This is a genomic window from Streptomyces sp. NPDC006372 (assembly GCF_040612515.1).
In the GTDB taxonomy this organism is placed as follows: Bacteria; Actinomycetota; Actinomycetes; order Streptomycetales; family Streptomycetaceae; genus Streptomyces.
Genome location: NZ_JBEXQJ010000052.1, coordinates 14,951 through 41,316, shown reverse-complemented (window position 1 = coordinate 41,316; position 26,366 = coordinate 14,951). Strand labels below are relative to the sequence as shown.

At 68.3% G+C, this 26,366-nt stretch carries 26 protein-coding genes and 2 pseudogenes; 15 read left to right on the top strand and 13 right to left on the bottom strand.

What is annotated here, in order from left to right:
• The 3 genes and pseudogenes from ABZ016_RS40115 to ABZ016_RS40105 all read right to left on the bottom strand — a co-directional run.
• A pseudogene (locus ABZ016_RS40115) lies at positions 1–99 on the bottom strand (3'-5' exonuclease); the annotation flags it as partial.
• Between the two features lie 23 nt (positions 100–122).
• The gene (locus tag ABZ016_RS40110) at positions 123–290 is read right to left on the bottom strand and encodes a hypothetical protein (protein WP_356921708.1); all 168 of its coding nucleotides are present in this window, start codon (positions 288–290) and stop codon (positions 123–125) included.
• 105 nt (positions 291–395) lie between these two features.
• Positions 396–689, bottom strand: coding sequence for a hypothetical protein (locus ABZ016_RS40105; RefSeq protein ID WP_356921707.1), 294 nt, complete (start codon positions 687–689; stop codon positions 396–398).
• 328 nt (positions 690–1,017) lie between these two features.
• Here ABZ016_RS40105 and ABZ016_RS40100 point away from each other — a divergent pair, with 328 nt between their 5' ends.
• The 8 genes and pseudogenes from ABZ016_RS40100 (at position 1,018) to ABZ016_RS40065 (ending at position 10,975) form a co-directional block, all read left to right on the top strand.
• Complete coding sequence (locus ABZ016_RS40100) at positions 1,018–3,573, top strand: Helicase associated domain protein (protein ID WP_356921706.1); 2,556 nt, start codon at positions 1,018–1,020, stop codon at positions 3,571–3,573.
• A gap of 60 nt (positions 3,574–3,633) precedes the next feature.
• A complete protein-coding gene (locus ABZ016_RS40095; protein ID WP_356921705.1) occupies positions 3,634–4,488 on the top strand; it encodes a TnsA-like heteromeric transposase endonuclease subunit in 855 nt (284 codons plus the stop codon).
• Positions 4,489–4,517: 29 nt separating this feature from the next.
• Positions 4,518–6,686 carry a Mu transposase C-terminal domain-containing protein gene (locus ABZ016_RS40090; RefSeq protein WP_356921704.1) on the top strand — a complete coding sequence of 723 codons (2,169 nt, stop codon included), beginning with the start codon at positions 4,518–4,520 and terminating at the stop codon, positions 6,684–6,686.
• Complete coding sequence (locus ABZ016_RS40085) at positions 6,680–7,699, top strand: TniB family NTP-binding protein (protein ID WP_356921703.1); 1,020 nt, start codon at positions 6,680–6,682, stop codon at positions 7,697–7,699. The genes ABZ016_RS40090 and ABZ016_RS40085 overlap by 7 nt, the downstream gene beginning before the upstream one ends.
• A gap of 69 nt (positions 7,700–7,768) precedes the next feature.
• Positions 7,769–10,054 carry a Helicase associated domain protein gene (locus ABZ016_RS40080; protein WP_356921702.1) on the top strand — a complete coding sequence of 762 codons (2,286 nt, stop codon included), beginning with the start codon at positions 7,769–7,771 and terminating at the stop codon, positions 10,052–10,054.
• A pseudogene (locus tag ABZ016_RS40075) lies at positions 9,975–10,508 on the top strand (helicase associated domain-containing protein); the annotation flags it as partial. The gene ABZ016_RS40080 and the pseudogene ABZ016_RS40075, both read left to right, overlap by 80 nt.
• Before the next feature lie 78 nt (positions 10,509–10,586).
• On the top strand, positions 10,587–10,781 hold the full coding sequence (locus ABZ016_RS40070) for a hypothetical protein (protein ID WP_356921711.1): 195 nt from the start codon (positions 10,587–10,589) through the stop codon (positions 10,779–10,781).
• 47 nt (positions 10,782–10,828) lie between these two features.
• Positions 10,829–10,975 carry a hypothetical protein gene (locus ABZ016_RS40065; RefSeq protein WP_356921701.1) on the top strand — a complete coding sequence of 49 codons (147 nt, stop codon included), beginning with the start codon at positions 10,829–10,831 and terminating at the stop codon, positions 10,973–10,975.
• Between the two features lie 35 nt (positions 10,976–11,010).
• On the opposite strand, the gene ABZ016_RS40060 is transcribed toward ABZ016_RS40065, so the two are convergent.
• The 5 genes from ABZ016_RS40060 to ABZ016_RS40040 all read right to left on the bottom strand — a co-directional run bounded on the left by ABZ016_RS40060 (position 11,011) and on the right by ABZ016_RS40040 (position 16,815).
• Entirely contained in the window at positions 11,011–12,594 is a 1,584-nt protein-coding gene (locus ABZ016_RS40060; protein ID WP_356921710.1) for a class I SAM-dependent DNA methyltransferase, read from the bottom strand.
• Positions 12,581–13,786: a hypothetical protein gene (locus ABZ016_RS40055; protein ID WP_356921700.1), complete on the bottom strand. Its 1,206-nt coding sequence runs from the start codon at positions 13,784–13,786 to the stop codon at positions 12,581–12,583. Before ABZ016_RS40055 ends, ABZ016_RS40060 begins: the two co-directional genes overlap by 14 nt.
• On the bottom strand, positions 13,783–15,288 hold the full coding sequence (locus ABZ016_RS40050; RefSeq protein ID WP_356921699.1) for an N-6 DNA methylase: 1,506 nt from the start codon (positions 15,286–15,288) through the stop codon (positions 13,783–13,785). Before ABZ016_RS40050 ends, ABZ016_RS40055 begins: the two co-directional genes overlap by 4 nt.
• Entirely contained in the window at positions 15,285–15,470 is a 186-nt protein-coding gene (locus tag ABZ016_RS40045) for a hypothetical protein (protein ID WP_356921698.1), read from the bottom strand. The genes ABZ016_RS40050 and ABZ016_RS40045 overlap by 4 nt, the downstream gene beginning before the upstream one ends.
• Before the next feature lie 454 nt (positions 15,471–15,924).
• Positions 15,925–16,815, bottom strand: coding sequence for a nucleoside triphosphate pyrophosphohydrolase family protein (locus ABZ016_RS40040; protein ID WP_356921697.1), 891 nt, complete (start codon positions 16,813–16,815; stop codon positions 15,925–15,927).
• A gap of 103 nt (positions 16,816–16,918) precedes the next feature.
• Between ABZ016_RS40040 and ABZ016_RS40035 the strand changes: the two genes are divergently transcribed.
• From ABZ016_RS40035 to ABZ016_RS40020, 4 genes are all read left to right on the top strand, one after another.
• Complete coding sequence (locus ABZ016_RS40035; RefSeq protein WP_356921696.1) at positions 16,919–17,197, top strand: phosphopantetheine-binding protein; 279 nt, start codon at positions 16,919–16,921, stop codon at positions 17,195–17,197.
• Positions 17,194–17,616, top strand: coding sequence for a helix-turn-helix domain-containing protein (locus ABZ016_RS40030; RefSeq protein ID WP_356921695.1), 423 nt, complete (start codon positions 17,194–17,196; stop codon positions 17,614–17,616). The genes ABZ016_RS40035 and ABZ016_RS40030 overlap by 4 nt, the downstream gene beginning before the upstream one ends.
• Entirely contained in the window at positions 17,613–18,530 is a 918-nt protein-coding gene (locus ABZ016_RS40025) for an ImmA/IrrE family metallo-endopeptidase (protein ID WP_356921694.1), read from the top strand. The genes ABZ016_RS40030 and ABZ016_RS40025 overlap by 4 nt, the downstream gene beginning before the upstream one ends.
• Before the next feature lie 154 nt (positions 18,531–18,684).
• Complete coding sequence (locus tag ABZ016_RS40020) at positions 18,685–19,428, top strand: hypothetical protein (RefSeq protein ID WP_356921693.1); 744 nt, start codon at positions 18,685–18,687, stop codon at positions 19,426–19,428.
• Between the two features lie 24 nt (positions 19,429–19,452).
• On the opposite strand, the gene ABZ016_RS40015 is transcribed toward ABZ016_RS40020, so the two are convergent.
• The gene (locus ABZ016_RS40015) at positions 19,453–20,469 is read right to left on the bottom strand and encodes a nucleotide kinase domain-containing protein (protein WP_356921692.1); all 1,017 of its coding nucleotides are present in this window, start codon (positions 20,467–20,469) and stop codon (positions 19,453–19,455) included.
• Between the two features lie 49 nt (positions 20,470–20,518).
• Between ABZ016_RS40015 and ABZ016_RS40010 the strand changes: the two genes are divergently transcribed.
• Complete coding sequence (locus tag ABZ016_RS40010) at positions 20,519–20,809, top strand: hypothetical protein (RefSeq protein ID WP_356921691.1); 291 nt, start codon at positions 20,519–20,521, stop codon at positions 20,807–20,809.
• 458 nt (positions 20,810–21,267) lie between these two features.
• Positions 21,268–21,447 carry a hypothetical protein gene (locus ABZ016_RS40005; protein WP_356921690.1) on the top strand — a complete coding sequence of 60 codons (180 nt, stop codon included), beginning with the start codon at positions 21,268–21,270 and terminating at the stop codon, positions 21,445–21,447.
• A gap of 349 nt (positions 21,448–21,796) precedes the next feature.
• Here ABZ016_RS40005 and ABZ016_RS40000 read toward each other — a convergent pair whose 3' ends face one another.
• The 4 genes from ABZ016_RS40000 to ABZ016_RS39985 all read right to left on the bottom strand — a co-directional run bounded on the left by ABZ016_RS40000 (position 21,797) and on the right by ABZ016_RS39985 (position 25,831).
• Positions 21,797–22,855, bottom strand: coding sequence for an integrase (locus ABZ016_RS40000; protein WP_356921689.1), 1,059 nt, complete (start codon positions 22,853–22,855; stop codon positions 21,797–21,799).
• Between the two features lie 490 nt (positions 22,856–23,345).
• Complete coding sequence (locus ABZ016_RS39995; RefSeq protein WP_356921688.1) at positions 23,346–23,732, bottom strand: helix-turn-helix transcriptional regulator; 387 nt, start codon at positions 23,730–23,732, stop codon at positions 23,346–23,348.
• Positions 23,732–24,802: a tyrosine-type recombinase/integrase gene (locus tag ABZ016_RS39990; protein ID WP_356921687.1), complete on the bottom strand. Its 1,071-nt coding sequence runs from the start codon at positions 24,800–24,802 to the stop codon at positions 23,732–23,734. The genes ABZ016_RS39995 and ABZ016_RS39990 overlap by 1 nt, the downstream gene beginning before the upstream one ends.
• A gap of 105 nt (positions 24,803–24,907) precedes the next feature.
• On the bottom strand, positions 24,908–25,831 hold the full coding sequence (locus tag ABZ016_RS39985; RefSeq protein WP_356921686.1) for an AAA family ATPase: 924 nt from the start codon (positions 25,829–25,831) through the stop codon (positions 24,908–24,910).
• 162 nt (positions 25,832–25,993) lie between these two features.
• On the opposite strand from ABZ016_RS39985, the gene ABZ016_RS39980 reads away from it, so the two are divergent.
• Positions 25,994–26,164 (top strand): hypothetical protein, encoded by a 171-nt coding sequence (locus ABZ016_RS39980; RefSeq protein WP_356921685.1) that lies wholly within the window; start codon positions 25,994–25,996, stop codon positions 26,162–26,164.
• Positions 26,165–26,366 lie beyond the last annotated feature (202 nt).

The following is a 26,366-nucleotide window of genomic DNA, read 5'->3' as shown; positions in this document are numbered from 1 at the left end:
CGCCGCGAGGGCGTCGGCCAGGGCGTCGTGGGCGGAGTCGAGGACCACGCCGTACTCGGCGCAGACCGCTTCGAGGTTGCGTTTGCCGCGGCGGTGACGGCTAGTCACCGAGTACACCTGTGTCAGAGTCTGCGGGCCCAGCCGCTCCCGAGCCCGGCCACATGCAGAGCAAGGGCAGTCAGCCCCAGAAGCATCACATTCGTCGAAGAGAACGCATCGTTGGTGCTGAGATCCGCCGCGTTGATCAAAAACGCCACGAAGAACAACACCGCCGCGACTATGCCAAGCATGAAACGAGCTCCCCTCAAAGGGGTGAAACCCGTATGCCCGGCCAACGCCCCACCAGACATAAGCCCGTGCTCTTGGGGCCGTAACTGAGCCTTGTGGGCGGGTGCTCAGGCGTGAGCGTGCTGGGGGCTTGCCATCTTCTCTGCTGCTGTGTGATTCGCGAGCCGGCCCGCCTCAGGGCCCTGTAGACGCCGCAGGAAAAGGCTGGCGGTGGCGAGGAGGCCACTGAAGGCGGCCAAAAGGAGGACGCATGCCCACATCTGCGGGCTTCCCGGTGCCTGCCTGCCGCTCCACAGGGCGGACGCCGCCCACAGAAGGGCACCCAAAGCGTAGAAGAAGTGGATGCGGCGCAGCTGTTGCACGGTGCGCAGGGGCATGATGCGTTCGGTCTTCGGTGACATGCGGAGCCGTGTACCCCCGATACGCCGTGACCACCAGGCCGGAAGACGACTGGGGGCGAATGGAGTGGCTGGGTCTTAAAGGGCTTGTTGAAGAGCTTCCAGCGATTTTAGTGCTTCACTTTGGGATGCCAGATAGACTCTGGACTCAAGTAGTGGCACGTCTGAGAGGGTGTGAAGTCTTTGGGATCTCGCTTCTCCCCCGCATGATCGGCTGCTGGGATCAAGTCTCGGTGCTCTCACCGTAGCCGATCACACGCCGTCTACGTGCAGGGTTCCTCTTGCTGTCACGTCAGAGCACCCACCGGCCTACAGGAGAAAACAGATCGGAATGGCAGGGATGCAACTCCGTCCCCATCAGCGAGAAGCCGTGGACGCGGTACTTCGCGCCCTCGAATTGCCTGCAAGATCTCTTGTACCAGAGGGCGGCCTGCGGACTCAGGTGATCATGGCGACCGGATCCGGCAAGAGCCTCGTGGCTACCCGGAGCGCTGAGGAGCTCCGCGCTGGCCGGGTCCTAGTGCTCGTGCCCTCGTTGGACCTGCTCGCCCAGACCGAGGCCTCCTGGCGCGCCGGCGGCCGCACGGGCCCGATCATCGGGGTCTCGTCCCTGCGCGGGGATCAGGTGTCCTTCCCCAACACCACGGACGTGGACGAGCTGGTCTCCTGGGTGAAGCCGTTCGACAAGGTGACCGTGTTCGCCACGTACGCCTCGTTGGGGCTGGGCACACTGGAGCGCGCTCATGAGGCCGGCCTTCCGGGCTGGGACCTGATCGTCGTGGACGAAGCCCACCGCTGTTCCGGCCGGATCGGGAAGCCGTGGGCAGTCGTGCACAACAATCAGAAGATTCCGTCCCTGCGCCGCTTGTACATGACGGCCACGCCCCGGCTGTGGCAGCTGGACGAAGACTCCGAGCAGGGCGCGCCGGGCGAGCTGGTGGCCTCGATGGAAGACGACCCCAACGGGCCGTTCGGCAGCCGGTGTTTCACCCTGACGTTGTCGGAGGCTATCGACAGGGGAATCTGTGCGCCGTACCAGGTGGTGTGCGTGGACGTCACCGACATCCAGCTCCAGGCCGCCGTGCTGCTCGGTGCGGACGGCAGGTCGGACCAGGTGCGCGGGGCCCGGCTCGCCGCGCTGCAGACGGCCCTGGTGAAGGCGGCCGCGGAGGAGGGCTTCCGCCGAACCCTCACCTTCCACCACGTGGTCAAGGAAGCCGAGGCATTCGCGGCCGGCCTTCCCGACATCGCCGCACAGCTACACGACAGCGATCCGGAGCTGTACCCCAAGACGATCTGGGCGGACTGGCTGTGCGGTGACCACAAGCCCAGCAACCGGCGGCGGGTTCTCGGGGAGTTCGCCGACGGCATCGCCACGGACGGCACCGTGGTGGAGAAGGGCTTTCTGAGTTCCGTGAAGGTCCTGGGCGAAGGCGTGGACACCCGCAACTGCGACTCCGTGTACTTCGCCGACGTGCGCGGCTCCATGCCCGACCTCGTCCAGGCCGTCGGCCGGGCGCTGCGCATCCAGCCGGGTGAAGGCAAAATGGCGTCCCTCGTGGTGCCAGTACTGCTGGGGCCCGGGGAGACACCCGACAACATGCTCACCAGCCGGGCGTACGGCGGCCTGGCCAAGCTCCTGGAAGCGCTCAGGGCGCATGACGCCCGCATCGTGGAGCAGCTCGCCGAGCCCCAGGCGCGAAGCCGTACCAGGGGCGTGCATACCCGCAGCGGGGGCCAGGAAGACGAAGCAGCCGGCAGCGACCGAAGCGACCGAGAACTGTCACCGCCGGCGCGAGCACTGCTGAAGTTCTCCACGCCGCGTGACCCCGCGCAGCTGGCCGCGTTCATCAACCTGCGCGTCCTCAACCCCGAACACGCCCACTGGCGGCGCGGCATCGAAGCCGCCGCCATCTACTACCGACTCCACGGCGACCTACGCGTGCCGTTCACGTACCGCGTGCCCGCCAAGAACGACCAGGAGGCGGAAGCCGAACAGTGGCCCACCTCCCTGGCGGGGTTCCCACTGGGGCAATGGATCGCCGACGCTCGCAGGTTCTACGACCGCGGGGACATGGACGACGACCGCATCGCGCAGCTGGAGCGGCTCGGCATGGTGTGGTCGCACTACGACGTCGCCTGGGAGGAAGCGCTCACTGCGGCCCGTGGGTGGGCGGCCGAACACGGCCACCTTCTGGCCCCCACGGACGCCACGCACCAGGGTTTCAAGATCGGCATCTTTCTGAAGAACGCGCGGGCCGCCGCCCGCCGGGGCCTGCAGGCCGAGCAACGGCAGGTGCAGGGCCTTCCAGTGAAGACCACCTCGGCCTGGGTGCTGTCGGCCGAGCGGCGCGAACAGCTCGAGGACATCGACCCATCGTGGTGCCCCACCTGGCCGGTGGAATGGCAACGCGCCTTCCACCTCACCCGGCAGCACCTGGAAGCCGGCAGCGCGCTACCGACCGAGCCGGGCATCGTCGTACGCCAGGGCGAGGACCTCGGACGATGGGTCAAGACAGTGCGCTTCGGCTGGGACAAACTCACCAATGTCCAGCAGTGGATGTGCGAGAACACCTTCGGCATCCAGCCCGCGACCGAGGACGAGAAGCCGCGTCCGCGCCGCACACAGGCCGACAAGTGGGCGCTCAACTACGCTGCCGCCAGACAGTTCTACGAGCGCGAGGGACACCTTCAAGTACCGAGGCAGCACGTCGAACGGATCGCCGTCGCCAGCGGGGACGACGCTCGCGACGGGGCGAGCAGCGGGGACCAGGAGGAACGAGAGATCAAGCTCGGGGCATGGATCGGGAATCAGAGATCCAGAGCCGCGACGCTGTCGCCGGAACGGATCGAACAGCTCTCCGCCATCGGCATGCGCTGGACGTAGATCCCGACGGGTTTTGCCCTGGAGCGCCCTCGAGTCGATCCGTTGGCAGGGAGACCGCCGGTGGCGCTGCGGCAGGTCGGGCATGAAAGCACCTCCTCGCACCACAAGGGCTGTGCCCATTACCCGATGAGCCGACGAGCCGTTGAGCTTGGTGTGCACAGTGCGGGGCGGGACATGGAGAAGGCCGGGCGGACCGGTGGTGAGTCCGTGGACGTGCTTTTCCTGGCCGCCGACAGAACGACAAAGTGTTTGAGATGGCCAACTGCTGCTCCCGAGGTGGCTTTTGAGCGGTGCCCACCGCTGCAACCGTTCCCAGCTCGCAAGGGCAAGCGGATGGCGCCGGGATGGTGGTGGTCGTCAACCACTGGGCGGCTGGTGTACTACGGATCTGCGGCGATGCGACTGCACGTGATGCTCCTCGATCGCGACCCGCGCGTCAGCGGCTTGGCCGCCCGGCCGCTTGAACTGCGGTGGCGCGAGCCGAGCGGGGTGCGGGCGCATGCTCCTCAGCTGATGCTCCGGCTGGCAGGTGGCCAAGGGGTGCTCGTCGACTGTACAGGGAGAGGGGAGCTGTCTCGGCGTCAGCGGTCTCTTGCTGCGATGGTGGGAGAGATCTGTACGGCGGCGGGCTGGCAGTACTGGGTGCTCGGGCCTGTTGACGCGATCTACCGGCGCAATGTGACCTGGCTGGCCGGATACCGGCACCCGCGGCACCACGGTGGTCGGTTGCTGGCTGCCGCGCTGCAGGAGGCGTTCGCCGAGCCCGCGCCGCTATGGGAGGGCGTACGCAGGATCGGGGATCCGCTGGTAGTGCTTCCTGCGCTCTTTCATGCTCTGTGGGCGGGACGGCTGGCGGCGGAGCTGGGGGCGCCGATGCATGAGCGGATGCCGGTGTGGGCGCAGGCGGCTGGGTGAGGGCGGGCAGCAAAGTACCGGGCAGGCCGGTGGTGGAGCTGGGGTGCCAGGTGCGGTTCGGGGGGCGTACCTGGACGGTGGCGGCCCTTGCTCACGGTCAGGTGCGGCTGGTCGCCGAGGACGGTGCGGTAGCAGCGGTTTTGCTGTCGCTGCTGTTCGCCGATGCGGGGTTCGAAGTTCTGGATGCGCCGGGAGGGCCCAGTGTGCCGCCGCTGGGCTTGCTGGAGTCGTTGCCCGAGGCGGTACGGGAACGAGCCCTGGCGTGGGAGCGGCATGTGCGGGAGGTAGAGACGGGGCAGCCGGGTGGGCCGGGTGCGGCAGGTCCGCCGCGGGCGGAGTACGCCCCGCAGGCGCGGACGCTGGCGCAGCGGGAGGAAGCGAAGGCGGCGGAACTGTCGGCGGCCGGCATGCCCACCAGTGTGGTGACGGTGCGGCGGATGCGGGCCCGCTACCGCCGTGAGGGGGTGTGGGGGCTGGTGGACCACCGTGCCACCCGGCCACGGTCCTTCCTGGGGCGGGCGGACGAGCGGGTGGTAGCCGCCCTGCGGGAGGTGCTGGAGGCCGTGCGGGAGCGCTCCAGCGGGGCGCGGGGACGGCTGCGGGTATACACCGAGCGGCTGCTGGCCGAGCAGTACGGAGAGGGGGTGGTACCCCTGCCCTCGAGTGCGACGTTCAATCGGCTCGTGCACACCCTCGCCGACGGACGCGGGCTGCTGGGCAGTGCGCGGCAACGCCGCTGGCGCTCAGCCCGGCCGGCTCCCCCGTTCGTCCCGACGACGGTGATGGCGCCGGGTGAGCTGGTGATGATGGACAGCACGGTGCTGGACGCCTTCGTGGTGCTCGACGACGGGGTGGTGGAGCGTCCGGAACTGACCATCGCGCTGGATGTGGCCACCCGCACCATCTGCGCGGCCGTGCTGCGTGCGAAAGGGACCCGCAGCGTGGACGCGGCGCAACTGCTGGCGCAGATGATGGTCCCGGCGCCGATGCGGCCCAGCTGGGCCGAGGCGCTGGCGATGGAACACTCGGTAGTGCCCTACGAGCGGCTGCTGAGCGTGGATGCCCGGCTGGAAGGTGCCGCGGCGCGGCCGGTGATCACCCCGCAGACCATCGTGGTCGACCAGGGCAAGGTGTTCGTCTCGTCCTCGTTCATCGCCGCCTGTGAGTCGCTGGGCATTTCCGTGCAGCCCACGCCGCCGGGCAACGGGCCCGCCAAGGGGCACGTGGAGCGCGCCTTCTCCTCGATCAACACGCTGTTCGTGCAGCACGTGGCCGCCTACACAGGCTCGCACACTGGCGAGCGCGGCCAGGACGCCGAAGGCGAGGCGGTGTGGACGCTGGCCCAGCTGAACGACCTGCTGCAGGAGTGGATCATCTGCGGGTGGCAGGAACGCGAGCACGACGGGCTACGGCATCCGATGATGCCCCGCTGTGCGCTGTCGCCGAACGAGATGTGGGCGGCACTGGTCGCCGTATGCGGGTACGTCCCGGTGCCGCTGGGCCGTGAGGACTACATCGAGCTGATGCCTGTGAGGCGGCAGAAGATCAACGACTACGGCGTCCGCATCGACTACCGCACCTACGACCACAAGGTCCTCAACCCCTACCGCGGCGAGCGCTCCCCGGCGGCGGACGGCCTGTGGGAGATCCACTACAACCCGCACGCGCCCGGCCAGGTCTGGGTGCGCCTGCCGAAGCCTGACCAGCCGCGCGGATATGAGTGGGAGGCCGTGCCGTGGATCCACCACACCCTGGTCAGCGCACCGTTCACCGACTTCACCTGGCAGTACATCAAGCGCACCGTCGCCCGCCGCACCCACCGCGCCCAGCACGAACACGACTTGGCGCTTGCCCTGCGCGAGCTGCTGGAACGCGCCGCCGCCGGACATGGCACCCGCCGGGAGAAGGTCGTCGCCGCCCGCACCCGCACCGCCGCAACGGACGGTGCGGTGTGGGGGATCTTGTACGGCCAGCAGCCGGAGGCCGAGGTGCTTGAGCCCGCCGACGAGGACGTCTTTGACGACAGTGAGGACGACGAGGAGCCCCTGACCGACGACGGCGCCGTGGACGCCTGGCCGGCTGAAGGTGCACAGCCGAGCAACTCCTCGGCTGCTCCAGTGCAGGGAGCTGGCGTACCTGCTGCGCGCCGCGCCAAGGTCACGGTCTACGACCCCTTTGAGGAATCCCTGCGATGGTGAGTCCGCTCGTCTCGAACGACGCCGCGGGGTTCGCACCGCTGGCCCCTCCGACCGTATGGCAGGGATGGGACGCCTTCGTCCGCCGTGCCCCGGCACCCGTGCGCGACGCCGCCGATCCAGCCTGGTCCCAGGCCGAGCGCGAGGACTACCACTCCGAACTCGCCGTCATGCGCACCCCCGCCATGGACAGCGTGTTCACCGCGGTGCGCCGGCTGCTGCTGGTCAACCGCCGCCAGCAGGCCGGCGCCCGCCGCGGTTTGATCATCTCTGGTCCGGCCACGACGGGTAAGACCACGACGATGATGGCACTGGGGCGTTCCTTCCATCTGGCTGACGCCCGCCAGCACCCAGGACAGGCAGAGCGCAGGCCTGTGCTGTTCATCAGCGTGCCGCCGGCCGCCACCCCGAAGATGCTCGTCAGCGAGTTCGCCCGGTTCCTCGGCATGCCCATCACCGACCGCCTCAACCAGACCCAGATCACCGGCGCCGTATGCGACCTGTTGTGTGAGCTGGGCACCCAGCTGGTCCTCATCGACGACGTCCACCTCCTGGACACCCAGCGGCGCGCCGGAGCTGAGACCTCCGACCAGCTGAAGTACCTCGGCGAACGCATCCCGGCCACCTTCGTGTACTCCGCGATCGACATCGAGACTTCCTCACTGCTCAGCGGGGTGCGCGGGGCGCAGATCGCCGGCCGCTTCAAGATCTTCCGCCACCGTCCGCTGGCGTATGCGACCGAGCAGGACAGGGCGGTATGGGACGACCTCGTGCGGGCCATGGAGAATCTGCTGAGGCTGCGCGCGCACCGGCCCGGAATCCTGGTCAAGCATGCCGCCTACCTCCATGCCCGCACCGGAGGGCGGATCGGCAGCCTCTCCCACCTCATCCGCGAAGCCGCCCTGATCGCCCTCACCGAAGGAACCGAGCGGATCACCAAGCAGCTGCTGAGCGAGGTCGAGCTCGACGCGGCAGCCGAAGCCCAGGCCCGGCCCCGCCGCCCTCGCCGGGCATAGTGCGCGCAGATGGCACACCAGCATCCGTCTCGTGCGGGGGTCCGCAGCACGGCCAGCGGCAGGGAACGGATGGCAGCGTCCGGCGTCTTCGTCACGGCACTGGCCGGCGGTGCGGCCGGACGCGTGGCACCGCTGTGCGGGGAGCTGACGCTGTCGTTCCTGAACCGGCTCGCCGCCCGCTACCACCTCGGCCTGCGCGACCTGCTCGCCGCTATCACCGAGACCGATGGCCAGCAAAACGTCGCCGGGATGCTGTACCCGGACAGCGAGATCCACCTCGACGCCCAGGCACGCGAGCGGGTGTGCGTTCTCAGCCGCGTTCCAGCGGCGGTGCTGGAACGAGCTCTGCCGGCGTGGGCGCGGGCAGAACCACACGCGCACTACCCAGGCGGCCCGGCCGGTCGCCTGACCCGCGGTGAGGAAGCCGTCGCCCCGTGGGGGCCCGCCTGTCCCGCGTGCTGTGCCGCCCGCACCGGCCGCCGTGTGCCCGCCCGCCGGTACTTGACACCTGGAGAGCGGGTCTGCGCACGCCACCGGTACTGGCTGCTGTTCCTGCCCGGAACCAGCGGCCTGCCCGTGCCTCTTGGCCGGTGCCCGGAGGTGGTCGACGCCCAGCGACGGCATGTCCGACTGCTACGCCACTGCCCCGCCGGCGCGCAGGCCTTCGAAGTCGCCCGTGCTGTCACCGGATCCTGGTGGGACCGGCCCTGGCCGAACGAGGAGCATCTGTGGCCGGCCCGCCTCGATGCCACCCGGCCCGCCGGCGCCGATCCTGGCTGGTGGAAGGTGGCCGCCCGCGACCTGATCACATATCCGGAAACCGTCGCCGTGGCGCGGGTAGTGGCCAGCCCCTACTGGCAGCAGCAGACCATCGCCCAAGCGTGCGGCCATCTTCCCTACCGGCTTGGCGAGTTGCCTCAACTGCTGGCCGAACTCGCCGACCAGCTCGGGCGGCCGTGGCTCGCCCACCACCTCGCCACCATCACCCACGGGCCACTGTTCACCTGGGCCCACTCCTGCGTACGCGCCCAGACCGCCTCCACCCCTACTGCCCGGAAGGCATTGTGGGCGGTGCACTCGGCACACCGGCCTCGCCCCCTCAGCGACCTCCTCCCCCACCCACCAGCCGCCGACAGCACCCCGCCGGTACCGGGACCCGCCAAACGGCTACGCGGCCACAGCCTCCAAGCCGAACGCGCCTTCGCCCAAGGACTCGCCCACGCCCTCGCCTACCACCAGGAACACGGACACCTCGCCGTGCCCAAGGAAGACACCCCCGCCGGCTATCCGCTGGGCCAATGGCTCGCCAACACACGCGCACGCCACACCCGCATGCCCGCCCACCAAGCCACCGCTCTCACGGCGCTGTATCCGTGGTGGAACGCGCCCTGGAGCACGCTGTGGCAGCGCATCTGGCACCAGGCCCGCACTCACCACCAGGTCCACGGCCCGCTCCAGCCGACCCGCGGCTTCCCCACCACCAGCTACAACCTCGGTGAGTGGCTGTACCTGCAGTGCACCCGCTACCCCACCCTCCACCCCGAACAACGACGCCTCCTGACCGAGATCGGTATCGACGCCCACGCCGCGGCGGCCGCCCGGCCACGGCGCCGCAACCTCAAGGCCAGTGCCGAGGAAGCCCTCGCCCACGCCCGCTCCTACGCCGCCGAACACGGCTGGCTGGCATCGGTGACCTCCACCACCGTCCACGAAGGCTTCCGCTTGGGACAATGGCTCGCCAACCAGCGCAACTACCAGCGCACCGGCAACCGGCCCCTACCCGCCAGCCGCGCTCAGGCCCTCAACGCCATCGACCCCTGGTGGTGCCCGCCCTGGCAGCTGACATGGCAGCGCCGCTACTACCGCGTCCGCGACACAGCAGCTGGCCGGCCTCTGCACCCGCAGAACGGCCTCGACGACGCAACCGCGCGCTGGCTACGCACCCAGTGCCGCACCTACGAGCAGCTCCACCCCGACCAGCAACGCCTCCTCACCGAGATCGGCATCACCGCCGAGGCGGTCCGCACAGTCCAAAGCCCTGCGCCGGCAGCCAAGGCACGCAAGAGAGCCATCACGCCTCCCGAGCCCAAGCCCACCGCCCGCAAAACCCGCCGTGCCCCATCAGCAACACCCCAGCGAACACAACGGGCACGGCCAGCAGCTAAGGCGCCGACAAGCCCCGCCGCTGCGCCCGCAGCCCGGCCTTCCCCCCAAGCCCTCCGCAGCCCCCAAGCCACCCGCCGCACCCCGCAGCCGCCTCGGACACCGCCCCGACCTGGTACCCGGATTCGAAAGAGCCCTCGCGCACGCCCGCGCCTACGCAGCCGAACACGGCCACCTCGCAGCACCCCGTGACACCCTGCACGACGGGTATCCGCTGGGGTGGTGGCTGTTCAGCCAGCGCAACCGCGCCAAGGACCGGGCACGCCGCGCTCTGCCGCCCTCACCCCACCTGACCGAGCTCGCCGCGATCGACCCCCGGTGGAACCCGCCGTGGGACCTGCACTGGCAACGCAACTACTACCGCGCCCGCGACCACATCAAGGCGGGCCGCCCGTTCGACCCCGCAGCCCGCATCCCCGCCCCGAGCACCGTCCTGGGCACCTGGATCACCCGGGCATGCCTCCAGTACGACCAACTCCACCCCGGCCAGCAGCACCTGCTGAACGCCATCGGCATCACCGCCCAGACAGCCGGCCACTGGCAGTCCAGTCCCCGGCCCCGGCCCCACGCCGAAGCCCTCCGACACGCCCGCACCTGGGCAGCCGACCACGGCCACCTCTGCCCTCCGATCAAGACCGTCCGCGACGGCTTCCCCCTTGGCAAGTGGCTCGACAGCCAACGCCAACTCGCAAAGAAACGGACCAGCCCCTCTCCGACCCAGCAGGTGCTCGCCACGATCGACGCCTGGTGGAACCCACCCTGGCCCATCCTGTGGCAGCGCGCCTACCACCACGCCCACACCCACCCCCGCCACCCAGCAGCCCGCCGCTGGCTCCACAACCAGCAACGCGGCTGGCTACTCCTCCACCCCGACCAGCGACACCTCCTCACCCACATCGACATCGCCCCACCGACCTGATTCGCCAACGCCCGTACCGGGCCGAGCCCTGTCCCGACAATGAGCAGATGGCCGACGCGCGCTTCTTCAACGACGAGCCCTTCCTCGACCACGAGGAAGGGCCTGACCTGCTCGGACACGGACAGTACGCCCGGCATGTGATCAGCCTGCTGGACCGGGTACGAGCCCAGACCGAACCGGAGTCCTCGCGCTGATCGAGCGTCCGAGACTCCGCTGAAGGCCGTTACCTCTAGACATCAAGGTGCTGGCGGATCTCCTCTTCTATTTGATCTGCCTGATACAGGAGCCCGAGCAGTTCTCGACTCAGCACGTCGACCCGGTCCTGGAGCGGCCCGCTATTACTGTCCTGGGCTAGTTCCCGCGTGCCCACGTAGCGGCTGGGTGTGAGGTTGTGCTGTTGCTCTCGGATCTCCTCGAGCGCTGCAGAGCGGCAGAATCCCGGCACATCGCCGTAATCCTCACTGCTGGGGTCAAGACCGCGCCAGGCGTGATAGGTGCTCACGATTACGTTCAGGTCATCGTCCGTAAGCACCCGGTGCGCGCGATCGACCATCACGCCCATCGCGCGCGCATCGATGAATAGTGTCTCGCCCCGCCGGTCCGCCAGCCTGCGTGCGCCTTGGGGCGACTTGTCCTTGGTTAGAAACCAGGCGCATGCTGGAATCTGAGTGGTTCGAAAGAGCTGGGCGGGGAGCGCCACGATGCAGGCGACCAGGTCGTCTTCCACCATGGCCTTGCGGATCTCGCCTTCGCCCATCATTTTCGATGACATCGACCCGTTCGCCAGTACAACCGCAGCGCTCCCCTGATCGCTGAGCTTGTAAACGATGTGCTGGAGCCAGGCGTAGTTCGCGTTACGGCGTGGCGGAACTCCGTACTGCCAGCGGGTGTCGACTTCGTTGCGTGCCCAGTCGGAGATGTTGAAGGGCGGATGGGCCAGGACGAAGTCGGCGGTGAGTGTTGGCAGAAGGTCGTGGCTGAAGGTGTCGGCACGTCCGAGCCCCGCCGGGACCACTCCGTGGATGTCCAGGTTCATCCGTGCTAGCCGCCAGGTGCGCTGGTTCACTTCCTGGCCGTAGTAGGCGAGATCGCTGGTTGGTCGTCCCCCACGTACTTGTACGAACCTTGCGGCCTGCACCAGTAGTCCGCCGGAGCCGCAGCATGGGTCGTATATGCGTCCCTGCTGAGGCTGGAGCATCTCAACGAGTAGCCGGGCGACGCTGGCCGGGGTGTAAAATCCTCCTCCCTTCTTCCCTTCCACTCGGGCAAACTCGGGGAGGAGCGCGTAGTACATCGCACTCAGGTACTCGTACAGCTCGCCCATGACGCCTCGCAGAGGCCGCTGCCCGCCTGCGGTGGCCAGGTCGTCTCCGAAGAGCGCGAAGAGTTCTGTGACTCCCCGGCGGTCCAGACGGCCGATGAGGCCGTAGGCGGAAGGAAACACATCGGTGAGGTCACGATTGCTGCGCATCAACGCCACGATGGCCTCGTTCAAAGCCGTGACGGCGTCGATGTCAGAGTATTTGATCTGCTGAGTGAGGGTGTCCCACCGAGCGACTGGTGGAATCCACCGCAGACCTTCCGCGGCGTAAACAGCGGGGTCATCCAGGTCGCCCACGCCCTGTTCGTCGAGCTGTTGCCGCGCCTGCTCGAACTCAATGGACAAAAAGCGCAGGTAGAGCAGCGTAAGGATGGTGCTCTTGTACTCCGACGCATCCATGGCGCCACGTAGTTTGTCCGCGGCTTTCCAGAACAGGTCGAGCGTTGCGGTTGGCTTCCTTCTGCGAGGGGGCACGGCCCTACCTTTCGCCATCCAGCCGCCCGGCCATTTCAGAGGCGACCAGCTCTTCGAGTGCTCGATTCTCTGCCAGCGCGGTGTGGGCGCGGTCATGGAGCGGTGCCGCGATCTCGGCGAACCGCTTCCGCACCGTCGCGGACGGCCATGACACGTTCAATCGGGAAAATGCCTTCCGGCTCATCGCACGCGCTTGCTCGCCTTGCGCCGTGGCGACAAGCTCCTGGCTTCTGGAGCGCAGGTCGTGCAGCAGCCACATCCGGTCCGGCTCCCCGTTGGCTTGGATCGCCAGCGTTCCACGGCCTGGGATTACGGAGATTGTGGACATCACCGTCTTCACCTCGCCGGGGCGCGGCGCGACCAGCAGCGTCCCGGGATTACATGCCGCGCCGCGAGGTGCCCAGCTGGTCTCCGCTGTCCGGTCCAGCTGTACCGACGTGCTGTTGAGGACCTCTCTCGGCGCTACCCACGCGATCGCTACCGCACCGTCGACGATGCCAGCGGCTGACCGGGCAATGGGAGATCCGCCGACTACTCGGCTCACATCGGCGATCGTGAGTCCTGGCTGGTAGGCATGCCGGTTTTCCTGTGCGTAGCGGGCGAAATACGCATCCGCAAGTTCAGTTGCGCGCGCCGCGATCTGCGTGTTCAGCTCCATGCGCCGCTCTACGAGGCTCATAGTGCGCAAGAGCCGCGCACGCAGATGGGGCGCTGGCAGCGACACGGGGACTTGTTTGAGGTCGGACAGGGGGAGGGTTGCGTGCTCCGCGTTCGCCGAGCACGCGCGAAGAAACCCGTGGGCTTGTGGCGTTCTCAGCCACCAACGGATCCATGTGCTGATGCCGTTGGCCAGTCCGTCCGGGCTGAACCGGATGACGGCGACCGACCTGGCGACGTTCCAGCCCTGGTGTTGCCGAGTGGCGACTGCCGTATCTCCGACCCGACCCACCAGCACAACGAGGAGGTCGCCGGGCTGAAGGGAGGTGCGCGGGTGCCTGCAGTTCACGTCTAGAGAGATGCGCGCGAGGTTGCTCTCGTCCACGGCCCCATCAACGATGTCACGGGCCCGGACCATGGGTACTCCCTCGGGGTCGTGCTGCGGTCGCACGACCCCGTACGCCACGAATTCGACTCCCGGCACGTTGCCCAACTCGTAGGTGCGCCAGATCGAGGCCCCGATCTTGCGACGCTCCTGTTCTGTACGGTTCATTCCTCTCCCAGCGTCCCCGGTTCGCTCTGCGGTTGGCGGCGCCGTCGCGCACTGTCCGCTTCACGCTCGGGCAGGGCCTTCTTCAGGTCCGCCCCGGCCGGCTGTACTTCCAGCACACGCCGTAGCTTGAGATTGATGCGTGCAGCGTGCCTGAAGTGCTCGTAGAGCACTTCCCTCGGACGGCGCTCGTCTTGCTCGCCCAGCGCTGGCTTGGTGGTTTCAGACGGCGCATTGACATAGCTGCTCGGGCTCAGGTCGTATACGCGCTGCACGATGTCGTCGAGCCGCGCCGTGCGGCACCAGCTCACCGCCTCGGGTACGTCTTCGCCCTTCGCAGAACCGATGCCGCGCCAGGCCGCAAAGATGCGGCAGATGTGATCGATGTGCTCATCCTTAAGATGACGCCCCGATCGGTCCGTGGAGGTGCCCAACCTCCGCGCATCAACAAAGAGGATCTCACCGGCCCTGGAACTCCGGCCCCAACTGCCGTGTGGCTTCTTATCTTTACTGAACAACCACAGCGTCGTACCTGTTCGGGTGTGCGGAAAGAGCCGGGTGGGCAGCGCCACCACCCCGGCAACCAGGTCGTTCTCCACCAGGGCCTGACGGATGCGCGTCTCGGCAACGTTCGTGCTCCTCGCTGCACTGTCCGGCAACAAGACAACTGCCCGGCCCTGCGGTGAGAGTTCACTTAGGGTGTGCTGGACCCAGGCGAAGTTGGCGTTTCCCCTGGGGGGAAGGCCGAAGCTCCACCGGGGGTCTTCCGTCAACTCCTGGTGGCCCCATTCCTTCATGTTCAAGGGCACGTTGGCCAAGACGACATCGGCCGACAGGCCAGTGGGCCCCAGACGCAGACTGTCCACTGCGCTGACTCCGAGGTCCGGACGGAGCGCGTTCAGTGTCAGGTTCATTGCTGCTGCACGGCGCGCCTCGGGCCGGATGTCTCTGCCGTGGAGCCGCAACTCACCAACTCCGTCTCCCTGTCCCGCCCACCGCGCGGCGGCAATCAGCAGCCTTCCACAACCGCAGACCGGATCCAGGACGCATTCCCCGGCTCGAGGCGCGGCCAGGCCGACGAACAGGCGAGCCAGGCTCTGCGGCGTGTAGTAGTCGCCCCCCTTGGCATATCGAGACGAATACCGGTCGAGGCACGCATCGAACAGGCCGCTCGGGCTCTCCAGCCGGTCCACTTCCGCGATCAAACCAGCGAGTGCCTGATCAGCTTCCCCGAACAGTTGGCGGGTCTTGGTAGCGCTACCAGTCCCCAGGTTGAAGGCGCGGTCGAGACCCAGGCCCGCCCACGCCTTGCTCAGGGCCGGTTCCGCCTGCCCGGAGTGCCTTACAAGGCCCATCCAGAGCGGCGCCGACCGGCACCGCAGGTAGACCACCTGAAGTGCAAACTGGTGGGCGATGGCCGGAGAAGTGAGGTCAGCGAGGGCGTCAAGCCGACGCCACACATGCCTGAAGGCAAGAAGGCCGTGGTCCTCATCCTGCATCGTCATGACGGCTTCAGCCAGGCGACGGTCATCAGGCCCACCACCATGGCGCCCCCGAACGCCGATCCCCCGTATTTGACCGCCCCGACCAGCTGCCCCTCGTCGGCGTACTCGATGATCCCAGCCAACAGACCGACAATCACCGCAGCCAGGACAATCAGCGCGAACAGCAGCTTCTTGTGCCGCACGCCGCAACCCCTTCCACTTCAGGCGTATCTGACGGTCTCTCCGTCAACGTGAACGTAGCCAGTGAAGGGCTCTGATGTCGCGCAGCATGAGATTTTGCTTTTTGCCTCAGCGTCCGTATCGCACGGCGCCGGACAGCAACAGGCTTGCTGCGAGGCGACCGCCTGACTGGTCGCTGCCAGCATTCCCCCTGTTCGACGCCCCCTGTATGCCGACGCCGCACGCTCCATCTCAGCAAAGCCGGACAGGAAGAACGCCAGAGCGCAGCACACTGTGGTCCGAACGGGCCTCCCAGCACACTACGTTTCCGATCGCGTTGCCAGGCGTAGTGACGTGGGAGTTCGGATCGGGGCAGTCCGCCCGGCCTGGCCTGGCCTTCATGGCCGCCTGACACAACGAGCGGCTCTTAATCTTCCACTGGTTTGCCTGGCGGGCCATCTGCCGAACGTCTACTGCTCAGGGCTCGGTGAAGGTCAGCGTCTGAGCATCGAGATCCAACTCGAGGCGGCCGCCGCCATGCTTGCGTAGCTGCCGCCAGGCGGCATAGCCGGTCATGATCGCTTTCTCCCAGTCGGCGGCGCGCAGAACGCTGACTTCAAGGTGGGCGGTCATGTGGTCGATAGTGATGAGCAGTTCGTGGTCGACGTGGCGGACGTTTTCGAAGTAGTGGTGGCGGCTGGCGTAGGAGAAGACCAGGGCACTGATGCCTTCCTCGATGGCGATGGCGCGGCCGCCGTCTTCGGCTTCGTCGATGCCGGGGCGGCTGCGGCGTTTGCAGCCGAGGAGGAAGCGGCTGACGGGTGACCAGCCCAGGACGGCGGCGTGGGCGAGGTGGAAGGCGTCGTGGAAGCGGTAGTCGTCCTCGATGTGGCTGGCGCTGGTGAGGGGGTCGCCGGCCGGAGTGCCGTCTTCACGGGTGAGGGCGATGACGGTGCGGCCGTCGGCCCTTGGGGTGGGGGTGAAGGTGACGGTGGTCTGTCGGGGCAGTTGTTCGTGGGGAGGGTAGTCGGCGTCGAAGCGGGGGCGTTGGTCGTCGGGGGTGGCGCGCCAGCGGTCTTTGGTCTTTTCCAGGGTGGCGGCGGCGATGTCTTCGAGGTCGAGGCCGAGGAGGTGGGCGAGGGTGGCGGTGTACCACAGGACGTCGCCGAGCTCCTCGCGCAGTTGCTGTTTGGACGGGCCGGCGTCGGCGCCGTCGCGCAGGCGTTTTTTGTAGGCGGTGGCCACCGATCCGGTCTCCCCGACGAGTCCGAGCAGGGGTATCAGGACCGGGTCGGTCCCGTCGGCGGCGGGCCGCAGGGTCTTGAGGGCTGCTTGCTGATAACGGGCCAGGTGCACGCACACTCCCATGAAGGATCTTCCAACAGACCTGTCGGATTTCCCGACATCGCTCTACAGTAGGTCAGGCCGGGCGCTGTGTCCCGGAGTTGAGCGAAAGGGCCAGAAGCGGAGCATGCCGTCGCGCAGCGTCCAGGAGATCGTGGACATCGTGATCGATTTACTGGCTGAGCACCAGGACAGGCCAAGCCACGACGTGTACGAGGAACTGGCCGCCGGGGGACAGGACTTGCCGGTCGACTCGGTGCTGATCATGGAGGTACTGGCGCGCATCGAGCAGCACTTCGGGGTCTCCGTCCCGGCCGACGCCGAGGCCGGGCGCTCCCTGCGTTCGGTTTGGGCGTTCGCCGAGACCGTGTACGACACCATGCAGGCGAAGGAGCACAAGCAATGAACGGCAAGGCGCCGTCCCCCATCGACACCGACACCGACCAGCGGACCCGGCTGGGCCAGCGGCTGAAGGCCACCCGCGAATACCTGGGGCTGTCCCAGCAGCAGGTCGCCGAGCGAACCGGCATCGTCCGCTCAGCGGTCAGCGACATCGAGCGCGGCGTACGCAAGGTGGAGGTGATGGAGCTGCAGAAGCTCGCCCGTCTCTACCGGCTGCCGGCGTCCTATTTCCTCGACGAGGAGGAAGCAGCCGACGCCGGGGAACACGCGCTCGCCGGACTGCCGCGCACCGCACGGCCGTTGAGCGAGGGAGACCGCATCGAGGTGGCGAAGTTCATCCAGTACCTGCAGGCCCGCCGCCAGGTAGAGGAAGAGGAGGCGGGCGGTTTGCGCCTGCCTCACGGGCCGGAGCGCGGTGCGTGAGCTGGAACAGTGCTCACGGCGCCGCGATGATCGCGGCCGCGCAGGCCCACGAGGCGCTCGCCGTCGCCGTCGACGACTACATCGACGTGTTCGGCGCGCTGCGCCGAGCAGGCGTGGAGGTCATGGGGCAGAAGCTGGGCGGCCTGCTGGGGCTGTACATCGACGGCAGCCAGGGCGTTCCGGGGTGCCTGGTCAACACCGGTCTGGAGGAGGTGAGCATGCGGCACACCGCCGCTCACGAACTGGGCCACCACCGCATGGGCCACGGCACCAGCATCGATCATCAGGAACAGTCACCGGGCCGGTGGGGCGAGGGGTGGCCGCAGCACGAGCGGGAGGCCGAGGCCTTCGCTTCCTGGTTCCTGATGCCCCGCCCCGCCGCCCGCGCCGCCCTGGCCCGCTGCGGCCTCGCGCGCCCCGAGTCCCCACTGGACGTGTACCGGATGGCCCGCTGGCTGGGCACCCCGTACGCCACCACCGTGCGCCATCTGGTGCGGCTGAAGATGATCGACCGGCCCACCGAGGCCGTGTGGCTGAAGCACTCCCCCGGCGTTCTCAAAACGGAACTCGCCGGTGGCCTGCCGCTCGGAACGCAGGCACACATCCACGTACTCACGCCCGCCGCGCACGCCGCCACCCTGCACCTGACCACCGGCGACTGCCTGCTGCTCACCGTCCCCGGGGCGCGCTACGACCATCTGCCCGCAGGCTTGACCAGCACCCCGCCGGACACGGCCGACCAGCTCTCGTTCCTGGACTCGGTACCCGCACCGGAACAGGGCCGCGCGGCGTGGGTGACGCAGGAGCTGGCGGTGGACAGCACCGTGGCCGCCACCACCGGCAGCACAGAACTGTTCCGCGTGGACCTGCGGCGCACGCCCGGCCGCGAAGGGTCCGACCACTTCTGGGCCTGACGGCCCGCACCACCGCACGGCGCCCGCCCACACCGCCGATCAAGGAGCGAGCCTTTGCACACGTTCACCGTCGACGCCCCGGACGTCTCCCGTGCATGGCTGGAGGCCTGCTCCCGCCTGTCCGAGATACCGGGCAAAAGGGGCCTTCCACACCGTGGTGCGCATTGCGAACCCTCTGCAGGAAGACCCGCATCTGCGCGCGGAACTGGACCGGCTGCGTTCCGCCCGCACCAAGCCGCCGCTCTACCCCATCGACACGGTCGTCAACACGCTCTTCCCCGCCCAGCTCGCCGCCACGTGCACCACCCACGATGAGCTCACCGACCGCTACCGCGCCTTCTATCCGCGGCTGCGGGAGGTCAGGCGCAACGCCCACGGCACCTATTTCGGACGGCTCATCGCCTACCCGGGCACCGCCGAGAAGCCGGAACCGGTCGACCAGCTCGCCCGCGTCATCCGGCGCCTGGACAAGCTGCGCTCCTCGGCGAAGTGGAGCGCCGTCTACGAGGCCGGCACGGCCCATGTCACGGACGAGGACGAGGCATGGGAAGAAGAACCGCCGCAGACCACGGCGGAGACCGAGGCCGTCATCAGGGCCGCGGCCCTGGACACCCAGACGCTGGACTTTCCCTGCCTGAGCCACTGCTCCTTCCAGCTCGACAGCGCCACCGACACCGTGCACCTGGCCGCCTACTACCGCAGCCACTACATGTTCGACCGCGCCTACGGCAACTACCTCGCCCTGGGCCACCTGTGCGCCTGGGTCGCCCGCCACGCCCAGCTCACACCGGGAACACTGACCGTCATGGCCGGATGCGCCCGCCTGGACTGCACCAAGTCCGAACTCGGCGCCCTCCAACACTCCCTCACCACACCGCTGTTCGGCCTTGGCGCCTGATCCAACACAACGAGCAGCCGACGCCTAATTCAGGCCCCACTTGGGCGGGAACCAGGCCCGCAGCGGTGTTCCGTCCTGCCGGTAGGCCTGCTTGATACGGCTACGACCACTGATACCGGCGACGTCCGGGTGGGCCACCCGCGCATACTTGTCGACCTCGCAGAACAGGTTCTGGCAGTCGATCAGCTGCAGGGGCCGTCGTCCCTTCAACCCGGCGAAGGGCAGCCGCAGGCGGGTGAAATGCTCCTGCTGGGAGTCGGCCATGTAGCGGATGACATCGGCCTCAATGCCGTCGGCGGCAGGGCCGAAGCACTTGCGGATGCCATCACGCGCACCAGGGCCTGGCACAACGAAGTCCATCTCCGAAAAGGCAAGATGCGGCGCGTAGTTGAGGTCGATGGTGAACTGGTAGGCGAGGAAAGGGCCGAGCGCCGGGTAGCCGAGGAGCACCTCGTAGGCCTCGCGCATCGTGGCCGCCCCAACGACGCGCTCGGGCGCGCCGGAGGTCATCATCATCTCCAGCAGCCGCAGGTGGTTGCGGTGCTTGCGCTCCTCCCCCAGCTGCGGCGGGGGCACGATGTAGGCAGCCGAGTACAAGCGCTCCCCCCTGGCGAACGCAGCTGACAACACCCGGTCGTAGGCCCCGTAGTCGTACGTCTCCCAGCGCACCTCCCCCACCTCGCGGGACAGCAGCTCCCAGGTGGACTCCTTGTTGAAGATCTTGAACAGCAGGGTGCGGAAGAACACCTCCTCCCACTCCTGCGGACCCTGGTAGATCACGTCGCTGATCACAGCCTGACTCACCCGGTCGGCGGCGCGGTAACAGTTCGTGAACCGGTGCCCAGCCAGAATCGGATCATCAGTCCACGGCTGGGTCCGCCCGGCCAGACGAGCCTCATACACAGCCTGCCGGGCCGAGGCGAAACGCCAGTAGGTGTCGAACACCGGTGTCGGCTGAAGTTCCCGCCCGCCTATCCGCACCGTTGCCGGCACCGAGCCGTCTCGCGGAGGAATCTGACGGTCTTGCAGCAGCGTCACCATGAGCCGCAATATATATTCGGTATATGTCGCCTGTCACCGAGGGAGCGCTATGGAGTTGCTGCACCAGCAGCGGCGACGCCAGACCTCGGTGCTCTGGCCCGAGGACGTCGACCGCAGGCTGAACATCCTGGTCCGCGCAGCTGCCGCAGCCGGCGAACGCACCTCCCGCGCAGAACTCCTAGCCGCCCTCGTCGCCGCCGTAGACGTCGAGCCCGAGCAGGTAGCCGCTCTGCTGCACCACTACCGTCGCCTGCCAGCCGACGCACTCACCGGCGACCAGGACAGAGACGACCTGCCCGCCGTACGCGCACCAGGCCCACGCCGCGTCGCCTCCACATAACGAACCACTGCCCTGCCAGGTCACATGCCCAACCCCAAGCCCGCCGGCCATGTCCCGGCCCCAAAAAGCGGGCCGCTCGTCCAAGCACCGCCACATACCAACGATCGGCGGAAATGCACCGAGCGCAGTCGAGATGACACGACCTGATCACCACGGCCCGCTATCTGACAAACCTGCAGGTCAGACCCACAGCCCAGGACCAGCTTCCACGCTCGCCACGGCTACCGAAGCACCCAGCACCGCCTGACCATAACCACACACCAAACTGATCAACCCAGGCCAGAGCACCCGCCCCTGATCACAAAAACTGCTCCTGGACAAGAGCAGCTGTCCGCGATCGGCATGCGCTGGGCATAGGCGCACGACAGCCAGTTAGCCGATACGTGGCGGCACGCGGAGAGGTACCGGATCCTCTTGGCCGTCGCGACGCTCGTGTGGGCAGCTGGTGGGGTGCGTCCATGGCTGCGGCTGGGCGACTGGGTGAGGACCAGCTGCGGTTCACCGGCGCGTGGGGTGGCGCGGTTCGTCAAGCCGTCGTCGTCCTGGTCCACGTTGTCGTCCGGCCGCGCATCAGCTGGCGCGTCATGCACCCCGGCCCCTCAGCTGCGGGTGCCGACGCGAACCACCTCGCGGCCTGACGGAACTCCTCACCGGCTACCGCTCGACGATCGCCTCACCGGCCGACGAGACCCGCCTGCAGCTTCTGAGCCACCGCCTGGTCCGCAGCGCAGTGGAAGCCACGCTCGACGACGATCCCGGCCCGTTGTCGTGTGCCGCCAGCGACGCCGCCCTGGCGGCCGCCGGACTCATCGACGCCGACCGGCTCCAACGCGCCGGCGCCAACAGCGGAGCTGTCCGCGCCGCCATCGACACCGCCACCCTGTCCCTGCGAGCAGCCGCTGACAGCATCAATAGCGGCACAGCGGAAGGAAAAGGAAGGAGCAGGCGCCCCCCTCTGGGCGGTTGAGCTTTTGATTCCCGCTCCCATCACGTGCGGCTGGTGGGGGCCGTGTCAGGGCAGTAGTGAGCGACTCCTGCGTACGACATTCCCAGAGAAGCAGTGAGCACCTTGATGTCGAGCTCGTCCGCGAGGCGGAGGAGGCGGGTGGAGCGCAGGATGCGCGGCAGCAGGCCGACGGGGGCCAGGCTGTCGCGGATGTGCGCAGCCCCGGCCGGGCCACGGGTGGTGCGGGTGAGCCGGGTGACGAGCAGATGAGGGTTGTCCGAGCGGAGCTGACCACGATGCTCTTGGCAGCGCTGCAGAGCATTCCAGGTCGCGGGATCCAGCGGGATGGCTACCAGTCTGCCGGGGAACTGGACCGCGCCGGGGACAGGGTCGATATCGCTGCAGGTGAGCAGCCGTAGTTCGGTGGTGGTCGCCGCATGGAGCAGAGCGGCGAGTCCCACGAACGCCTCATGCGGGTGGGTGTCCACGTTGGTGCTCCACCGTCGGTATAGGGCCTGCTGCTCGGACAATGTCAGAGTGGAGCCGCGAAATCCCCGGTGCTGCGCGGCGGTCACGGAGTCGGTGGGATCGTGAAAGACCGCTTTGGTGCGGTGGGCGTAGGAGAAGAACTGGCGCAGTCCCGCGAGCCAGGACGCCCGGCGTGCGGAGTTTTTCGCCAGGAAGGCTTCCAGGTGAGCTGTGCTGACGCTGGCCCAGCTCGTGAGCCCTTGGGCATGGAGGGAGATCGCCAGGTCACGTACGGTGTCCAGGCGGATCTCGATGGTCTTCAGCTGATTCGGCCGCAGACCCAGCTGTCGGGCCCGCTCACGCTGGATCAGTAAGAAGTCGGCGAAGCCCCGGACGTCAGGGCGCAGTGGTGCGGGGACGGCGTCGATACGGTGCTTGCGGCGAGCTACCGCTCTCTGCTCAGCGAGACCAGGCGGCGGAGTGAGATGACCGTGGGTGCGGAAGAAGTCGGTGAGCGCTCCGACAACCTGAGGTCTGTCCTCGCGGGCGTGCGCGAGCAGGGAGGCTGGGCTGGTGGCGGTGTTGCTGAGGAGAAGGCGCGCGGTCTCGGCGATGGTGTCGGCTGCGTACAACGGGTGGCGCTGCGTTGCGAGGTGAGCAGCGAAGTCCGTCCACCATGAGGGAGGTTCGGGCATACGACCCGCCCAGCCAGCTGCGCGAGTCAGGACGGTGTGAGGCGAGTACTCGTAGCATCGCTTGCACAGTCCTTTGGCCCACTGGCCGCTGGTGCCACACTCGTCGCAGCGGGCCGGTGCGGGAGCGGTAGCCGGGTCGGTGCAGGAGCGGCAACGCTGGCTCACGGCGTCCACGACCCGCCGTCGCCCGCAGTTCTGGCACTGGCCCCGTGCCGGTTGCCCGACAGCCCGGCGCTTGCATGCCGCGCACAGCACCTCCGTTGATCGTCGGGGTGCTCCGCAGTCGGAGCAAGTACGCGAGCACCATGCGCAGCGTCCGGTGTCAGCGCGCAGCTGCCGTAGCTTGTGGCAGGTGGCGCAGCGGCCGCGGACGACGTCGGCTGCGGTGGATGTCATCGGATACGGAGCCGTGGCGAGGCCTGGGCCGTCACAGCGGCGGCAGGGATCGGTTGAAGGGGGCGGACGGCGGGGTGGCGGCTCGGGATGGCGGTGGAGCTGTGTCAGGTACGACGTGGGGTGAAGGAGAAGAGCTGGGCTGCGGGCCGGCGTCGCGCAGGGCCAAGAGATCACCCGGGGTGCAGTCAAGGGCGGTGCACAATGCGGCCAGCGTGGACAGCTTCACCTGGGAAGGCTGCTTGGTGAACAGCGCGGACACCGAAGCCGCGGAGAATTCGAGACCGGCGCGCTCGGCCAGGAGGCGGCGCAGTTCGGTGCCGGTCCAGACTCCACGTTGCGCCGCGGTCATCCGCAGCCTCCACTCCACCAGCTGGCCGGGGCCCAGGGGCGCGAGGGCGTGCGGTTCGGGTGTGGTCATCAGTTCCTGCCCGGGGCTCGACCGGCCAGGCCGGCGACGGCAGTGCGGGTGGCGCGGCGCCAGGCGTCTTCGACAAAGGTATGCGAGGGCTTGACGTAGGCCATGGTCGAGGCGATGTGGTGGTGGCCGAGAAGCTGCTGGACAGCGATCAGGTCCATGCCCTGCTCATAGTGGTGGGTCGCGCAGGCACGACGCAGCGCGTGCGGAGTGAACCGCTCGGGGGAAGGCCGGCCTTCCAATTGCACCAGGCGGGCGAGCCGGTCGCGTACGGTCTCCGGCTTCAGCGCCTCCCCGCGGCTGTCGCAGAACAGCGGCGCGCTGTCGGGAAAGAGCGGGCGGATGTCGCTCCGGTACCAGGCAAGGATCCGGTCGAGGCCGTCAAGCAGTGGAGTCCACCGGGGACGCGGGCCGGAGGTGTTCGCAGCCTTGCCGAACCGTACGTGCAGCTTCCCCGACGGCCCGAGCTGAGGGTGGACGTCGCAGCTGTCGAGGCGAACCAGCTCACTCACACGTACCCCTGAGTGGTACAGCGTGCGCAGCAGCGCGTAATCGCGTGCCGCGGCGGCATAGTCGGAGGTGGTGGCGAGATGGGCGCGCGCGAAGGCGAAGAAGTCCGTCAGCCGCTCTGCCGTGGGAGGTTGGAGGGCGGGCGAGCCGTCACTGATGTGCCGCAGCCGGTTGTATCGGTCCAGCGGATCACCTACCGGGATTCCGTACAGGGCCCGTACCTGCGGGGCGTAACGGGCCTGGACGAACCCGTGGAAAGCACGCAGCATCTGCAGATACTGGCGCCTGGTGCCCGCAGCCCGACCCGCCGTCAGCAGATCACGGAGCATTGCATCCACATCCGATGGCTCAAGCTGCCAGACCGCCCGGTCGAAACGGTCCAGCACCCGTTCCAGCAGCGAGGCGTAGCAGCGGATCGTCGTCGGGGAGAACCCGCGCACCACCCAGGTCGACACGAACGCGCCCACGCACTCGGCCTGAAAAGCCCACACGTCCCGGACCTCGCTGGCGTCCGCCGGGCTGGTGAGCCCGCCATCGATCAGCCGGAGAAACCGCTCCCCCACACCCCACCACCGTCTCGTGACCGCCGTTCAGGCAGCACCTGAACAACCCGCATGCCACCGAAGCCATCAACGAGACACCGAAAGAAAAGCAACGTCACCAGCCGGTCAACCCCGCAACCCACACATTAGCGGCGTCAGCCGCTGGGCGTCATCGACCACCAGCACACCCGGCTCGGCCAGTGCCCGCGTCAGAGCCTGGCTGGCCGGCCCGGCCCGGTGCGGCAGCGCCCCCGACGGCAGCCTGAGCGCTTCACACAGCGAGGCCCGCAGCTGCGGCAGACCGGGCGCCACGCCGGCCACCGCCCGCCACACCGGCACCCGGCCGGGCAGAAGATGCAATGCCTGCTCGACGGCGACCGTCTTCCCCAGGCCCGTGTCCCCGTACACACAGCACATCCCGCGGGCCGCGACCGTATGCCCCACAGCCTCCACCACACCGGCCACCTGCCGCGTGGACACCAGCCGGGCCCCCGGCACGTACAACCGCACACCGCCGCCCCGCACCCCCGCATCCGCGGCATCCTCCGGCACCGGCACGTCGGCGGGCGGCCCGTCGACAACAAGCGGACCACCCACCCCGTCCACCAAACCCAAATCCGCCAGCGCCCTGTCATACCGGCTCGGCTCCAGCCCCACCCTGGCCCCGGCCGGACGAGCCACCTCAAGAACCCGGCCCGCCCCCAGATCCCGCTTGATCACCCGGTGCAGCGTCGGCAGCGAGGGCACACACTGCGCACCCCACCCCTCCAACGCCCCCTCTTCCTGAGCCCGGAGCATCCTGCGCCGCAACTCCGCGACGTTCCCACCCGCCTGAGCGAGGACCTCCCACAAGGCGTCACTCAGCGAAAACCCGTCCTGCCGCGGCCGCGCCTCGACATGGCCCCGGCGCCCATCGGCCAGCCAACGCCACACCGTCCGCTCCGACACACCCGCCAACTCCGCCGCGATCCGCACATGCAGCCCCGACAGCGTCCTCTCCCCATCCACCGCAAGAAGCCGACGCACCACCACACCCCGCGCCAACGGCACAGCCCCAGCCGATCCCGCCTCGGCCTCACTCGCCGGACCCCCCTGAACCGTCATACGGCCCAGCCCACCCGACCCCGCCAGCCCCTCACACAGGAACAGCGAAACCCATGACAGCCAGCAACCAACCTGCTAGCCACACCACAACAGCCGCTTGGTCACCCCATGACAGCGACCACAACCCCGTTCTGGACCCACTACCAGGACACCCACATCACCAGCCCGCTGACGCCCACCCGCTGCCACCCCACCGCACACTCACATCGGCTCGGCCTCGGCGAGACCCCGCTGACGCACCACGCCTTCCGCGAGCTTCAGCCCTGGCGGGGCCGCTGAACTGCTGCGCGTGTGCGATGCAGCTGTGGAAGCTGATGACGCGGGACCCGGTGGGTGGCCATCGTGCGCAGGAGACAGACCTGGACACCGGACCCCCGGGGGACCTTCACTCCCCGGGGCACGGTGTGTCCGGACGTGGGTCAGATCTCCCCGCCGCCGTGGCGGTGAGCCAGTCGGCGGCTTCGACGTCGGTCATCAGCGG